Annotated in this window: 14 protein-coding genes and 2 pseudogenes; 9 read left to right on the top strand and 7 right to left on the bottom strand. The window is 68.2% G+C overall.

What is annotated here, in order from left to right:
- Positions 1-273: 273 nt before the first annotated feature.
- A complete protein-coding gene (locus ACYVE9_RS05860) occupies positions 274-777 on the bottom strand; it encodes a MarR family winged helix-turn-helix transcriptional regulator (RefSeq protein ID WP_461026634.1) in 504 nt (167 codons plus the stop codon).
- A 221-nt stretch (positions 778-998) separates the two neighbouring features.
- Here ACYVE9_RS05860 and ilvA point away from each other — a divergent pair.
- The 3 genes and pseudogenes from ilvA to ACYVE9_RS05845 form a co-directional block, all read left to right on the top strand.
- Positions 999-2,207 (top strand): annotated as a pseudogene (gene ilvA, locus ACYVE9_RS05855) (threonine ammonia-lyase); the annotation flags it as partial.
- Between the two features lie 328 nt (positions 2,208-2,535).
- Positions 2,536-3,543: an ATP-binding cassette domain-containing protein gene (locus ACYVE9_RS05850; RefSeq protein WP_461026633.1), complete on the top strand. Its 1,008-nt coding sequence runs from the start codon at positions 2,536-2,538 to the stop codon at positions 3,541-3,543.
- 11 nt (positions 3,544-3,554) lie between these two features.
- The gene (locus tag ACYVE9_RS05845; RefSeq protein ID WP_461026638.1) at positions 3,555-4,418 is read left to right on the top strand and encodes an ABC transporter permease; all 864 of its coding nucleotides are present in this window, start codon (positions 3,555-3,557) and stop codon (positions 4,416-4,418) included.
- Positions 4,419-4,462: 44 nt separating this feature from the next.
- Here ACYVE9_RS05845 and ACYVE9_RS05840 read toward each other — a convergent pair whose 3' ends face one another.
- A complete protein-coding gene (locus ACYVE9_RS05840) occupies positions 4,463-5,719 on the bottom strand; it encodes a nucleotide sugar dehydrogenase (protein WP_461026632.1) in 1,257 nt (418 codons plus the stop codon).
- A gap of 66 nt (positions 5,720-5,785) precedes the next feature.
- Between ACYVE9_RS05840 and ACYVE9_RS05835 the strand changes: the two genes are divergently transcribed.
- Positions 5,786-6,559, top strand: a complete 774-nt coding sequence (locus ACYVE9_RS05835; protein ID WP_461026631.1) for a glycosyltransferase family 2 protein — start codon at positions 5,786-5,788, stop codon at positions 6,557-6,559.
- 37 nt (positions 6,560-6,596) lie between these two features.
- On the opposite strand, the gene ACYVE9_RS05830 is transcribed toward ACYVE9_RS05835, so the two are convergent.
- A complete protein-coding gene (locus ACYVE9_RS05830) occupies positions 6,597-7,535 on the bottom strand; it encodes a TauD/TfdA family dioxygenase (protein WP_461026630.1) in 939 nt (312 codons plus the stop codon).
- A 429-nt stretch (positions 7,536-7,964) separates the two neighbouring features.
- Positions 7,965-8,384: an ATP-binding protein gene (locus ACYVE9_RS05825; RefSeq protein ID WP_461026637.1), complete on the bottom strand. Its 420-nt coding sequence runs from the start codon at positions 8,382-8,384 to the stop codon at positions 7,965-7,967.
- A gap of 200 nt (positions 8,385-8,584) precedes the next feature.
- On the opposite strand from ACYVE9_RS05825, the gene ACYVE9_RS05820 reads away from it, so the two are divergent.
- The 3 genes and pseudogenes from ACYVE9_RS05820 to ACYVE9_RS05810 form a co-directional block, all read left to right on the top strand.
- Positions 8,585-9,613, top strand: a complete 1,029-nt coding sequence (locus ACYVE9_RS05820) for an XRE family transcriptional regulator (protein WP_461026629.1) — start codon at positions 8,585-8,587, stop codon at positions 9,611-9,613.
- A gap of 19 nt (positions 9,614-9,632) precedes the next feature.
- Positions 9,633-10,214, top strand: a complete 582-nt coding sequence (locus ACYVE9_RS05815; RefSeq protein WP_461026628.1) for an HD domain-containing protein — start codon at positions 9,633-9,635, stop codon at positions 10,212-10,214.
- Positions 10,215-10,307: 93 nt separating this feature from the next.
- A pseudogene (locus ACYVE9_RS05810) lies at positions 10,308-10,424 on the top strand (ABC transporter permease); the annotation flags it as partial.
- A 152-nt stretch (positions 10,425-10,576) separates the two neighbouring features.
- On the opposite strand, the gene greA reads toward ACYVE9_RS05810, so the two are convergent.
- Positions 10,577-11,074, bottom strand: coding sequence for a transcription elongation factor GreA (greA, locus tag ACYVE9_RS05805; RefSeq protein ID WP_461026627.1), 498 nt, complete (start codon positions 11,072-11,074; stop codon positions 10,577-10,579).
- Between the two features lie 142 nt (positions 11,075-11,216).
- Positions 11,217-11,636, bottom strand: coding sequence for a DUF4307 domain-containing protein (locus ACYVE9_RS05800; protein WP_461026636.1), 420 nt, complete (start codon positions 11,634-11,636; stop codon positions 11,217-11,219).
- Positions 11,637-11,784: 148 nt separating this feature from the next.
- Here ACYVE9_RS05800 and mca point away from each other — a divergent pair, with 148 nt between their 5' ends.
- Positions 11,785-12,657: a mycothiol conjugate amidase Mca gene (gene mca, locus ACYVE9_RS05795; protein ID WP_461026635.1), complete on the top strand. Its 873-nt coding sequence runs from the start codon at positions 11,785-11,787 to the stop codon at positions 12,655-12,657.
- 4 nt (positions 12,658-12,661) lie between these two features.
- Positions 12,662-12,907 carry a hypothetical protein gene (locus ACYVE9_RS05790; protein ID WP_461026626.1) on the top strand — a complete coding sequence of 82 codons (246 nt, stop codon included), beginning with the start codon at positions 12,662-12,664 and terminating at the stop codon, positions 12,905-12,907.
- Between the two features lie 267 nt (positions 12,908-13,174).
- Here ACYVE9_RS05790 and ACYVE9_RS05785 read toward each other — a convergent pair.
- A partial coding sequence (locus tag ACYVE9_RS05785; protein WP_461026625.1) for a hypothetical protein occupies positions 13,175-13,513 on the bottom strand: 339 nt, incomplete at its 5' end.

The raw sequence follows: 13,513 nt of genomic DNA, 5'->3' as shown, positions 1-13,513 counted from the left end.
CGGCCGGCTCGGCGGTCAGCAGCGCGGCGGCATGCAGCAGCCGTCCGCCGGCGCCCGCGACGAAGGTGCCGAAGTCGCGGGCGGGGCGGCGATCCTGGACTTCCCACCGCTCTCCCACCCTGCCAGTAGGACGCCGCCGGACCGGTGCGGTCAAGAGGCCGCAGGGTCACGAAGTCGCCACGGCGGCGGCGTCCCGGCGGGGACGGCGGCGTCCCGCCGGTGTCCCGCCGGTGTCCGGTCGGCGCGCGGCGTGCCGGGCCGCCCCGGTGGCGGTCAGGAGGGGGACTCCGGCGAGTGCAGTTCGGAGAGCGCGTCGTTGAAACGGGTCAGCAGGTCGCAGAACGTGTCCCGTTCCGCCGCCGTCCAGTCTTCGGTCAGCAGCGCCATCAACTCCCTTCGGGACTCCCGCACCTGCTCCAGCCGGCCCGCGCCGCGCGGGGACAGTTGCAGGACGACGGCACGGCCGTCCTCGGGGTGCGAAGTGCGTTTCACCAGGCCGGAGTCGACGAGCGGCGCGACCTGCCGGGTGACGGTGGAGGAGTCGATGCCCATGCCGGCGGCGAGTGCCTTCACGCCGGTGGGGCCGTCCTGGTCGAGCCGGTTCAGCAGCAAGTACGCGGCGCGGTCCATGGAGTTGCGGGCCTGGCCGACGCCGCCGAGCCGGGTCTGCTCGGCTCGGCGTGCGAAGAGCGCGACCTGGTGCTGCATCGCGTCGAGGAGGGGGGCTTCGGTGCGGTTCTGGTCGGTGTCAGTCGTCATGTCCGGGTGCGTGGGCATGGCCGGGGTGCTCGCTTCGTTGGAGGTACGACGTCGGAACTGCGATGAGGGTGGGGGACAGAGTACGCCGCTTGCCGGGGTCTCGTACCGCTGCTGGAGGAACGGTCGGCGGACAGCCGCGGACCGGTGTGCGCGGGCCCGCGGCGGGCGGGTGCGCGGGGCGGCGGAGCTTGCGGCGGCTCGGTTCGTGCCCGGGCACACGGTGCTGCGACACTGGCCGCATGGTTGACAGCCCCCGTGCCCTCACCGTCGACGACGTGGTCAGCGCCCACAAGGTGCTCGCCGGCGTCGCCCGGATGACGGCGATGGAGGGGAGCCGGCACCTCACCGGGCTGGTCGGCTCCCCCGTGCAGTTCAAGTGCGAGAACCTCCAGCGCACCGGTTCGTTCAAGATCCGCGGCGCCTACGCGCGGATCGCCGCGATGACCGCGGAGGAACGGGCCAGGGGAGTGGTGGCGGCCAGCGCCGGCAACCACGCCCAGGGCGTCGCCCTGGCCGCGTCCCTGCTGGGGGTGCGCTCCACGGTGTTCATGCCCGTCGGCGCCCCGCTGCCCAAGCTCGCCGCCACCCGCGAGTACGGGGCCGAGGTGGTGTTGCACGGGCAGGTGGTGGACGAGTCGCTGGCCGCGGCGACGGAGTACGCCGAGAAGACCGGCGCGGTGTTCATCCACCCGTTCGACCACCCCGACGTCGTCGCCGGACAGGGCACGGTCGGGCTGGAGATCCTGGAGCAGTGCCCCGAGGTGCGCACGATCGTGGTCGGCGTCGGCGGCGGCGGCCTCATCGCGGGGGTGGCGCTGGCGGTGAAGGCGCTGCGCCCGGACGTACGGATCATCGGCGTGCAGGCCGAGGGCGCCGCCGCCTATCCGCCGTCGCTGGCCGCCGGTCACCCGGTCGCGCTGGACGCGGTGGCGACGATGGCTGACGGCATCAAGGTGGGCCGCCCGGGCGACGTGCCGTTCCGGATCGTCGGCGACCTGGTGGACGAGGTGCGCACGGTCACCGAGGACGCCTTGTCCAGCGCCCTGCTGCTGTGCCTGGAGCGGGCGAAGATGGTCGTCGAGCCGGCCGGGGCCAGCCCGGTGGCCGCGCTGCTGACCGATCCCGAGTCGTTCGAGGGTCCGGTGGTGGCGGTGCTGTCCGGTGGCAACGTCGACCCGCTGGTGCTGCAACGCACCCTGCGGCACGGCATGGCGGCGGCCGGCCGCTACCTGTCACTGAGGCTGCGGCTCACGGACCGACCCGGTGCCCTGGCGGCCCTCATGGGCGAGCTGTCGGCGGCCGACGCGAACGTGCTGGACGTGAGCCACGTGCGCACCGACCCGCGGCTGGGGCTGACGGAAGCCGAGGTCGAGGTGCACCTGGAGACGAAGGGCCCCGAGCACTGCGCGGAGGTCGCGGCCGGGCTGCGCCGCGCCGGATACACCGTGCACCCCTTCCCCGGGGACAGCCGCGGCGTCATCGCCGACAGCCGGCCCACAGGCTCCGCGGGCCCGCTCGCCTGAGCCGCACCGGCCCGCCCCCGGCATGGGCGGGCCGGGGACGGACAGCGGGCGAGATGCGGGTGTGATGCGGGCGCGTCGCGAGGCCAAACGGAAAAACCGGATGACGCGATACATCGCGTCCTCGTAGAGTGGCGGCCGTCACCTGCGGGCTGCGGCCCGCAGTGCGGGCGACAGTCGTGCGCGCTCGCGATGCCGCTTCTGTCCGGTGAACCTACGCTTTGCACACCACACCCCATACCTCGGGAGACCACTCATGCCAGGCGCCATCCATGCCGAAGGTCTGGTGAAGACCTTCGGAAAGGTCAGGGCTCTGGACGGCGTCGATCTCGACGTCCCCGAAGGCACCGTGCTCGGGCTGCTCGGCCCCAACGGCGCCGGCAAGACCACCGCGGTCCGGGTGCTCACCACACTTCTCGTCCCCGACAGCGGCAAGGCCGTCGTCGCCGGGCTGGATGTGGTCAAGCACCCCAACGAGGTGCGCCGCTCGATCGGCCTGTCCGGCCAGTTCGCCGCGGTCGACGAGTACCTGACCGGCCGCGAGAACCTCCAGATGGTCGGGCGGCTCTACCAGATGTCCGCCAGGGACGCGAAGCGCCGGGCGGGGGAGCTGCTGGACCGCTTCCACCTCGCGGACGCCGCCGACCGGACCGCCAAGACCTACTCGGGCGGCATGCGCCGCAGGCTCGACCTGGCGGCCGCGCTGGTGGTCAGCCCGCCGGTGATGTTCATGGACGAGCCGACCACCGGCCTGGACCCCCGCAACCGCCAGGAACTGTGGGACGTCATCCAGGAACTGGTCGCGGGCGGCACGACGCTGCTGCTCACCACCCAGTACCTGGAGGAGGCCGACCGGCTGGCCGACGACATCGCCGTGGTCGACCACGGCAAGGTCATCGCCCGCGGCACCTCCGACCAGCTGAAGGCACGCACCGGTGGCGAGCGGGTGGAGGTCGTCGTGCACGAACGCGACCAGATCACCGGCGCCGAGGAGGTGCTGCGGAGCTTCGGCAAGGGGGTCGTCGCCATCGACCAGCACACCCGCAAGCTCACCGTGTCCGTCACCGGTGGCGCCAAGCTGCTCGCCGAGGTCATCCGCGATCTCGACGCGCGCGGCGTCGAGATCGACGACATCGGTCTGCGCCGGCCCACCCTCGACGACGTCTTCATCTCGCTGACCGGCCACGCCGCCGAGCAGCGCGCCGGGAACGGCGGCACCGCCGAGGGCCAGGCCAACGACCAGAACACGGAGGAGACCGCATGAGTGCCACCGACATGAGTGCTGTACCCGAGGCGAGGCAGGTCGCGACCCCGAGCCCCAAGGGTGGCGTCAGCCAGTCGATCAGGGACTCTGTGGTCGTCGCCAAGCGGAACTTGATTCGCATGGGGCGGATTCCTGAGATCCTTCTGTTCGGGCTCATTCAGCCGATCATGTTCGTGGTGCTGTTCACGTACGTCTTCGGTGGCTCCATCAGCATCGGTGGCTCGACCGACCCGAAGCTCTACAAAGAGTTCCTCATGGCGGGCATCTTCGCCCAGACCGTCACCTTCGCGACCGCCGGAGCCGGTGCGGGCATCGCCGACGACATGCACAAGGGCCTGATCGACCGGTTCCGTTCCCTGCCCATGGCGCGCGGCGCAGTCCTCACCGGCCGCACGATCGCCGACCTTGTGCAGACGACGCTGACCATCATCGTGCTCGCAGGTGTCGCGCTCCTGGTCGGCTGGCGGGTCCACGAGAACATCGGGAAGGTGGTCTGTGGCTTCCTGCTGCTGCTCCTGCTCGGCTACGCGTTCTCGTGGATCGGCGCGCTGATCGGCCTGTCCGTGCGTACGCCGGAGGCAGCGACCTCAGGTGGACTGATCTGGCTCTTTCCGCTGACGTTCATCTCGAACGCGTTCGTGCCCGTCACCGGCATGCCGACGTTCCTGCAACACGTCGCGGAGTGGAATCCCTTCAGCGCCACGGTCGCGGGCGCCCGGCAGCTGTTCGGGAACACGATGGAGGGCGTGCCGAAGTCGGTCACCGGTGCCTGGCCGATGGAGCACCCGATCATCGCCTCGATCCTCTGGTCCCTCGTGATTATCGCGGTGTTCCGGACTCTCGCCGTCCGCAAATACCGCCGAGCAAACTCCTGACCAGGGAAAAGGTCAAGGCCCCCTCTGACTGAGGGGGCCTTGGCCTACAGGACATCGACGTTCGCTCCGGCCAGCCTGTTCCGGCAGTCGAGAACGTAGGCCGCATGCTCTTGTACCGCCTCGTAGTCGAATCCCGCGTGGTCCGTGAGCAGCACCACGGCGTCGGAGGCCGCGATCTCCTCCGCGGTCGCCTCGACTCGGATCAGGCGTGCGTCGGTGCGGATGCCGTCTACGACGTGCGGGTCGGCGCCACGCACCTCGGCGCCGAGGTCGAGCAGTAGCTCGGCAACACGCGCGGACGGCGACTCACGAGCGTCCGCGGTGTTGGCCTTGTAGGCCAGGCCCAGCAACAGTACCCGCGATCCGCTGATGGCCATACGCCGCCTGTTGAAGCCCTCCATGAGCCTCCGGACCACGTAGTCAGGCATGTGGTTGTTCACGTCGTTGGCGAGTTCCACGAACCGGAACGGGACGCCGACCGCGCGTTCCACCTTCCATGACAGGAATGACGGGTCGATCGGCAGGCAGTGTCCACCGACGCCTGGGCCGGGAGTGAACTGCATATAGCCGAAGGGCTTGGACGCAGCGGCATCGATCGCGTCCCAGATGTTCACGTTCAGCGCCTTCGCGAGCATCGCCATCTCGTTGACCAACGCGATGTTGACGTGCCGGAAAATGTTCTCGATCAGTTTGGCCAGCTCGGCCACTCTCGTTCCGGAGACCGGAACCGTGGTCTCCACCAAGCTGTCGTAGAAGCCCTTGATCACGTCGAGCGATGCGGCGTCGATGCCTGCCACCACTTTGGGAGTCTTCTCGAAGGGCCACTTCTCGTTTCCCGGGTCGATGCGCTCGGGACTGAAACCGACGTGGAAGTCCGTACCCGCGATCAGACCGGACGCCTTCTCCAAGATCGGTAACACCAGCTCCTCAGTAGTGCCGGGGTAGGTGGTGGACTCCAGCACTACGGTCGCCCCAGGGCGCAGATGCGCGCCCAACGTGTGGGCACACGACTCGATGGAGGTCAGGTCGGGCACGCCGTCCCGCAGCGGAGTCGGCACGGTGATCACCGCGATGTCGTAGCAGTCCAGCGCCGCGGCTTCGGTGGTCACACGGTAGGCCCCGGAGCACAGCACGGAACGGAGCCGCCGGGGCGCCACGTCCTCCACGTACGACTCGCCGCTGGCCAATTGCCGAGCGCGGTACGGGTCCACGTCGTAACCGACCACACGGTGGCCCACCTCTGCGGCACGGACGGCCAGCGGTAATCCCACGTAGCCCTGACCAGCGACAACAACATGCATGGCGGCTCCTACTCGATCGCGATGTTTGAATGGAACGTCGTACCTGGCTGAGCAAGGAGAAGCGCTGTGCCCCTGGTGTCTGTCGTGATGCCCGTGTACAACTCGGCGACGACTCTCGGCCCAGCGATCCGGTCGGTGCTCACGCAGACCCACAGCGACCTGGAACTGCTGATCACCGACGACCAATCGACCGATGGCTCCATGGACCTGCTGACGGAGTTCGCTCGTGAGGACGAGCGGGTTCTGCCGGAGCGGGCACCTGAGCAGGGCGGTGCCGGCCGGGCACGCAATCGCGCCATCGAGCGGGCGAAGGGAGATTACGTCGCCTTCCTCGACAGCGACGACATGTGGTTGCCAGAGAAGGCTGAGCAGCAGATCGCCTTCGCCGAGGCTGGTAGTGCGCCTCTGACATTCACCTCCTATTTCAAGATGGACGCCGACTACACGGGCGAGAGCACCGATTTCCTTCCGAACGGGCGGATAATCCGCGCGAAGGAGCACGTGGACTACCGCCAGATGCTCGTCCGGGACCACATCGGCGCTCTGACCGCGATGTATGACCGCAGCGTGCTGGGCACGAGGCTGATGCCGCAGATGCGTAAACGCCAGGACTACGCGCTGTGGTTGAGCATCATGCGGGACGGCTTTGACGCCCGGGGCCTGGTCGAGCCACTGGCGGTCTACCGGGCACACCAGGCGGGATCGCTGTCCGCCAACAAGTTCAGCCTCGTCCAGTACAACTGGGAGCTGTACCGCAAGCACGAGCATCTGTCGGTCCCGCGGGCGGCACGGGCCCTGGCCGGTGCCGGGTGGCAGTCGCTGCGCAACTCGCGGATCTAACGCCGCCGCGACCCGGCCAAGCACCCGCTTGCATCGCCTACGAGGCGGTCGGTCCGGCGGCGCTCATGCTACGCAGGAACAGTTGGAGCAGCAGGCGACGGTTCTCGGGTGCGACGCCATGCTGGCCCTCGCCGAGCGATTCGCGGCCATGGGCCCAGTGGTGTTGGTTGACGATCAGCAAGTCGCCTCTCTGGAGCGTGTAGGAAACCTGGCCGGCGATCATCTGGTCCGCGAGTTCCTTGACCGCGTAGGCGTGCTCATCGTCAAGGTCGGACTCGGTGAGCATCTTGGCGGTGAACCGAACGAATCCGCGGTCCTCGGGCTCGCCGTCGAGGACGGGGAACGGGGCGAACTCCTCGCCGACATCGGACAGATCGAAGAAGCCTCCGTAGCGATAGGCCACTTCCGCCAGGAGGGCTCGGCTGGAAGGCGTGAGGCGCGATACGGCCTCGCGTGCGTTGGACAGGATGCTCGCACCGGCTCCGAGCGGGTCAGGTCGAACGCACAGGAGCGTGGTGAAGTCGGGCGGTTGGGTTGTGTTGACCAGGTCCATGTGAAAGGCGTTGTACCCCGTGCCGGTGGAGAGTCCGGGCTTGGCGTTGAGATTGGTCCCGATTTGCTTCCACAGTGGCCAGCGCGTGAAGGGCTGAAAGGGGACAGCAGCTTGGGAGAGGATCGCCGTGGCCAAGCGCATGAAGCTCTCGCCAGTCCCCAGCGCTTCAGCGATGTTTCCCAGGCGTACCACGGCGTATCCGCCCGGTGGCCCACCCAATGTCCGCAGAAGGGTGCTGACCGCTTCACCGAACCCCGGTGCTGTGGCCAGTTGAGCGCGGTACCCCGCGATAGTTGAATCTGCCAGGAATGTGCCCTCCATGCTCCAAGCGGGGAGGGCACGTCCGAGATCGATCAGCGCCTCCTCAAGCTGGCTGGGCAGATCGATGAACAAGCCCTCGTCGCCATTTGCCACAGCTGTCACGGGTATCATCCTTTCTTGCGAATTCCGATAGAAACCGCGATCAGTCCTGCCCTGACCGGCTCGACCTGTCCATTGATCGGGGCAACCGGGGCGGGAGTGATCCCGCCTCAGCGGCGATGACCAGCTCCGTGGGAGAAGTGACTAGTTAGCTTGCCGAGGAGGCGGGAATCTACGCGTTTGTGTTCGAGATGAAGTAGTTCCAGATCATGTGGTCAAGCTCGGCAATGCACTGCTCACATGCCATGAGCGGGGCGTGTATGCCGTTGAAGACAGCGGGACCAAGCCAAGTGACCGGCACGTCAATCCGGCGGCAGTAGAGCCAGCACATGCCTTTCACCCACCGGTCATCTCCCGGAGCGTGGCGGGCCGGCCTCGGTCGGGACTCCGCGGGGTACACGGCCGCTCCGGGAAGGTGGCTGTCCTCCCCCATCAGCGGGGGACCTCCAAGTGCAGATCTGCATAGACGGTTTTGCCGAATCCCCGCTCGATCACGTCCCAGGCATCTGCCAGGGATTCCACCAGGACGAGGCCACGTCCGTTCTCATCACTCAGGCCCGCATTCTGAATCTCGGGCTTTCCCTTCGACTTGTCCGTGACCGCGAGCCGAACCACGTCAGGCTCGATTCGGGTCACGCTTGCTCGGAGGAGCTTGCTCCCGCTGTGCCGGACCGAGTTCGTCACCAACTCGGAGATGACGAGAACCGCGCGCTCCACGACATCGCCGTCGAGGTTCCAGGTGGTCAGCGCCGCTCTGACAAACTTCCGCGAACGACGGGCTGTCTCCGGCTCGCTCGGCCACGTCTCGCTGTAGCCAGGAACACCAGTTGCATGTGGTTGCGTCGCGGTCATCGTCACGGGTTGTCCCTCCAGGGGGGTGGTTGATTCCGCGTCTTGAACCTACGGTCACCCGAGATGGAGTAGGACTGACTGTGGGTACGGGTTGGACGGCCGAAGGCACAGGGGGCGGCATGGCGGCGAAAGGAGCCGCACGGGGGCGTGCAGCAACGGGCACCATCGCGGGTTACGTGCTCCGCATGGCTCGGGAGAGTATGGGGACCGAGAACAGCACGCAGGTCGGCATGGCCGAGGCGATGGGCGTGAACCTCGACACGTGGCAGGGCTGGGAGTCCGGGCGCCGACCACTCGCCAACGTGAAGGCCGGCACGCTTCTCGAACTGCGTCGCCGATTACTGGCCTTCGGCGCGGACCCTCACGTGCTCACCCTGCTCGACGCGGCGATGGACGCAGACCGCATCATCAGCGCGACGATTCAGACCGAAGGTCATGCCCGGCATCCTCTTGCCGATTGGGTCCACACCCGCGACACCGCCCACATGATCGCCTGGGCCTTGAACGGAACCACCCCGCCGACTCTCGCGAGCCGACCAATCAAGCCTCGAAGAGGGCCAGTTGCCAAGGCACCGCTCCTGCCTGCTCCTGACCGCGACACGTTCTTCTCGCGGCTCAGAGAGAACGCGGACTCCGCGGTGCGTGCGGGCGAGGGCGGGATACTCCTCCACCGCCAGGCGCTCTACCTGTGCTCGTACGACCGGACACCCGAAGCGACCTCATGGATGGGTCACGCCCTTCACGCACGGCGTGACCTCGTTGCAGTCCGGGGCTGGACACCGCACTGGGCGGCAGCGCGCTCGACCGCGACTGCCCTCGTGCGTCTCGGAGACAGCCAGCCCTTGTTGGACTTCATCGACAGGGCGATTGTGGGTGACGACACGGCAGAGATCGCCAATCTCAATTACTGGGCCTACTGGCTGGGGGCGATCCGAGAACCGCAGGCGGACGACGCCTTCATGCGGGAGCAGCCAACCGACTGGGAGCCCGTACGCCTGATGAGAGGGCTCGTGTCTGGGCTCCACCAGGCGCCCGGTTACGTGGACTTGTACGTCCACTCCCTGTGGGCCCTGCTGATGTCTCACCGCTGGCTGCCGCTGGCTGATCCCGAGTTGGCGGGCAGACTGAACGACGACACGGCCCGTTTACTTGATCGCGACGGAATCTCCCAGCGGTCAAGACGGGAACTCAGCTCGGTGCATTACGTTCTACGCGAGAACCGCACGTGACACACGGAGGACACATCGCATGGCGGACACAGAGCAGGAGCAGGCGAAGGGCACAGCGGGCTTCCTGCTGGAGATGGGGATGCTGAAGCGAGCCAAGCGGTCCGGCTGGTGGATCGCCGGGGTCAAGGACCCCGAGACGATCGCCGAGCACTCGTTCCGCGTGGCGCTCATCGGCTCCGTGCTCGCCATGATGGAGGGCGCCGACCCTGGGAAGACGGCTCTCCTCGGACTCTGGCACGACACTCAGGAGACCAGGGTCAGCGACATCCCGCACATCGGTCGGCGCTACCTCGAAGCCGCCAGCAACGAGAAGGTCACCGCGGACCAGGTGTCGGCTGCACACCCGGCGGTGAGGGCCGGGGCGCAGCGGATCGTGGAGGAGTACGAGAACGGTGACTCCCTCGAAGTGATCTGCGCGCATGACGCAGACAAGCTGGAGTGCCTCGTTCAGGCCGTCGAGTACCGCGAGCAGGGCTGCTCGAACGTGCAGCCGTGGATCGACAGCAGCCTCTCGAAGCTCAAGACCGCCTCCGCCCAGGCCCTCGCCGAAGCTGCGCTGGACATGACCTCGATCGAGTGGCAGCAGACGTACCTTCGCTGAGCCTGACCATGCGCAGAGCGCCCGTCTCCTTGGGAAGGCGGGCGTCCTCTGTTTGCCCGGGACGCCTCGTATGTCCCCGCTATGGCTCGGAAGGTTGAAAGCGCCTGGCCGATGCAGAACCCGGTGCTGGCGTCGCTGCTGCACTCGGTGCTGATCGTGCTGGTGTTCCGCACCCCGGCCGTGCGCAAGTACCGCTCGGCCACCGTCTGACAGACCGGCCCCATCCGTGACCGGCCCTGCCCGTGACCGGTGCCGGACGCGAGTCCGGCCCGCCCGTGTCCGGCACCGGACACGGAAGAACCCCCGGCGACCGCACGCCGGGGGTTCTTCACGCGTCACGAGCCGGGCAGGCCCCGCGCCGCTCAGCCCTGGTAGGGCTTGGCGTCGAGGATCTTCACCGCGGCCATCTTGCCGTTCGGCAGCTCGTACTCGGCGTCCTCGCCGACCTTCTTCGTGTTGACGCCCTGGCCGAGCGGCGACTGCGGCGAGTACGTCTCGATGTCGGAGCTGGCGTACTCGCGCGAAGCGAGCAGGAAGGTCAGGGTGTCGTCCGGGTCGCCGTCGAACGCGATCGTCACGACCATGCCCGGCTCGACCACGCCGTCGTCAGCGGGGGTCTCACCGACCTTCGCGTTCTGGAGCAACTGGGTGAGCTGCCGCACTCGCAGCTCCTGCTTTCCCTGCTCCTCCTTCGCCGCGTGGTATCCGCCGTTCTCACGCAGGTCACCCTCTTCCCGAGCCGCCTCGATCTTCTTGGCGATCTCGGTACGTGCGGGACCCGACAGATAGTCCAGCTCGGACTTGAGCTGGTCGTACGCCTCCTGGGTCAGCCAGGTGACGTTGTCGCTGGTCTGGGTCACAGGTGCTCCTTGCAGGTACTCGGGATATAAAGCAACGCCCTACCCGAAAAGGTGCACCTTCACGGGCGGGCGAAACGTCGACTCTAACAATTACCGCGGAAAACGGAAGAAGGATGCGCGAACGGTGTCGGAGCTGTGACAGTCAGTCGCCGTCGGTCCGCTGGCACCGCACGAGTTGCGCGGAGGTCGCGCGGGCGGTGGCGCGCAGCGACACGACCTCGTCGACGCGGCTGTCGGAGGACGCGAAGGCGAAGTCCGCCCGGCCCACCTCGGCCTTGTCCTCGGAGAGCGCCCGGACCGTGCACACCCCCTCGACGGCCGGGTCCTTGCGGACCTCGAGGTGCACGCGCACCTCCTCGTCGGACACCACCTGGAACTTGATCAGCTCACCGCTGATGTCGTTCCCGGAGGAGACGTGGGAGAAGCCGATCCAGCCGATCAGCACCAGGAACCCCGCGCCCAGCACGGCGCCCAGCACCTTGAGCCTGCGGTCGCTGCGGGCCGTGTCAGCGGCGGAGCGCCCGTACCGCCCCTCGGGCGGCAGGTCGCGCTGCTGGGACATGTCTGGCTCGGCCACGCACCCAAACCTACCCGGCGTCGCGAACCGGGAATACAACAGGGTGCCGGGTCGGTCACTATAGAAGCCGCCCGCGAAGCCCGCTGACGGGGTGGGGTCGTGACGAGTTAACGAGGAACGGGTCTTGACTGTCTTGACTGAGCAGCTCCGGCTGATGGCTGTGCACGCGCATCCCGACGACGAGTCGAGCAAGGGCGCGGCAACGATGGCGAAGTACGTGGCGGAGGGGGTGGACGTACTGGTCGCGACCTGCACGGGTGGCGAACGCGGGTCCATCCTCAACCCGCGCCTCCAGGGGGACGAGTACGTCGAGAGGAACATCCACGAGGTACGCCGCAAGGAGATGGACGAGGCGCGGGAGATCCTCGGCGTCAAGCAGGCGTGGCTGGGCTTCGTCGACTCGGGCCTGCCCGAGGGCGACCCGCTGCCGCCGCTGCCCGAGGGCTGCTTCGCCGTGCAGGACCCGGAGGAGGCCGCCGGCGCGCTGGTGAAACTGATCCGGGAGTTCAAGCCGCAGGTCATCACGACCTACGACGAGAACGGCGGCTATCCGCACCCGGACCACATCATGACGCACACCATCTCCATGATCGCCTTTGATGCCGCGGGGGATCCGGACCGCTACCCGGAGGCCGGCCCGGCGTGGCAGCCCCAGAAGCTCTACTACAACCAGGGCTTCAACCGGCAGCGCACCCTCGCCCTGCACGAGGCCCTGCTGAGCCGCGGCATGGACTCGCCCTACGGCGAGTGGCTGGAGCGCTGGGACGAGTTCCAGCGCAAGGACCGCGAGCTGACCACCTTCGTGCCCTGCGGTGACTACTTCGCGATCCGCGACAAGGCGCTGATCGCGCACGCCACGCAGATCGACCCGGACGGCGGCTGGTTCCGCGTCCCCATGGAGATCCAGCAGGAGGTCTGGCCGACGGAGGAGTACGAGCTGGCCAAGTCCCTGGTGGACACTTCGCTACCCGAGCACGACCTCTTCGCCGGCATCCGCGACAATTGACGGCATGAGCCCCACCCAGAGCCTGATGTACGCGCCCGAGCTGGTCCAGCTCGCCAAGGACTTCGACGACAACAAGGTCACCCCCGGGGTGCTCGGCTTTCTCGTGTTCGCGGCGATGGGCCTGGTCGTCTGGTTCCTGATGAAGTCGATGAACCGTCGCATGGAGAACGTCAGGTTCACCGAGGAGCCCACCGACCGCGAGGACTCCTCCTCGGCGTCCTCCTCGGCGTCCGGCGGTTCGTCCTCCTGAGGCCGCGGGTGTCGCGGTAGCGGGTCGCTGCCTGCCCGTCTGCCTGCCCGCTCGCCCGCCCGACGATGAGCGCAGGGCAGGCCGTCGTGGCCGGCCGTGCCAGGAGCCGGGCGGTGAGCCCGTACCCGAGGCGCAGCCGGCCGGCGACAGCCGTGCGGTCGGGCGTCGATCAGGCCGTGGCGGGCGCGGCCCGGGAAGACCCGGCCCCGGGCCCGGCTGACCCGTGACGCCGTTCGACCTGTGACGCCGTTCGACCGGTGACGCCGTTCAGCCCGCGACGCCGACCACGTCGCGGGCCTGCCGGGACGGCACCAGGCCCAGTCGCCACGCCGACCAGCCGGACTCGGGCTGCACCCCCCGCTCCAGCATCAGTGCGTACGTCTCGGCGGCCTGTTCCACCGCCGGGTCCCGCTGCGCGTGGTCCTCGTGACGCAGCGCGGCCAGCTCCTCCGCGGCCACCGCAGCGCCCACCTCGGAGCCGCCCGGCGAGACCAGGGGCAGCAGCGTGCAGCGCAGGAAACGGGCCCAGTCCGCCCCTCGCCGGTCCACCGCCCACTCGCCCCCGGACTCCGCCCCCGGACTCTCCGGCCCACCCGCCGTCGGCCC

The organism is Streptomyces sparsus (genome assembly GCF_054776295.1).
This window is presented reverse-complemented; position numbering and strand designations above follow the sequence as displayed.

Coding starts and splice junctions, on each gene's coding strand:
- ACYVE9_RS05860 (WP_461026634.1), bottom strand. CDS start 777: ATGCCCACGCACCCGGACATGACGACTGACACCGACCAGAACCGCACC.
- ACYVE9_RS05850 (WP_461026633.1), top strand. CDS start 2,536: ATGCCAGGCGCCATCCATGCCGAAGGTCTGGTGAAGACCTTCGGAAAG.
- ACYVE9_RS05845 (WP_461026638.1), top strand. CDS start 3,555: ATGAGTGCTGTACCCGAGGCGAGGCAGGTCGCGACCCCGAGCCCCAAG.
- ACYVE9_RS05840 (WP_461026632.1), bottom strand. CDS start 5,719: ATGCATGTTGTTGTCGCTGGTCAGGGCTACGTGGGATTACCGCTGGCC.
- ACYVE9_RS05825 (WP_461026637.1), bottom strand. CDS start 8,384: ATGACCGCGACGCAACCACATGCAACTGGTGTTCCTGGCTACAGCGAG.
- ACYVE9_RS05820 (WP_461026629.1), top strand. CDS start 8,585: ATGGGGACCGAGAACAGCACGCAGGTCGGCATGGCCGAGGCGATGGGC.
- ACYVE9_RS05815 (WP_461026628.1), top strand. CDS start 9,633: ATGGCGGACACAGAGCAGGAGCAGGCGAAGGGCACAGCGGGCTTCCTG.
- ACYVE9_RS05800 (WP_461026636.1), bottom strand. CDS start 11,636: ATGTCCCAGCAGCGCGACCTGCCGCCCGAGGGGCGGTACGGGCGCTCC.
- ACYVE9_RS05790 (WP_461026626.1), top strand. CDS start 12,662: ATGAGCCCCACCCAGAGCCTGATGTACGCGCCCGAGCTGGTCCAGCTC.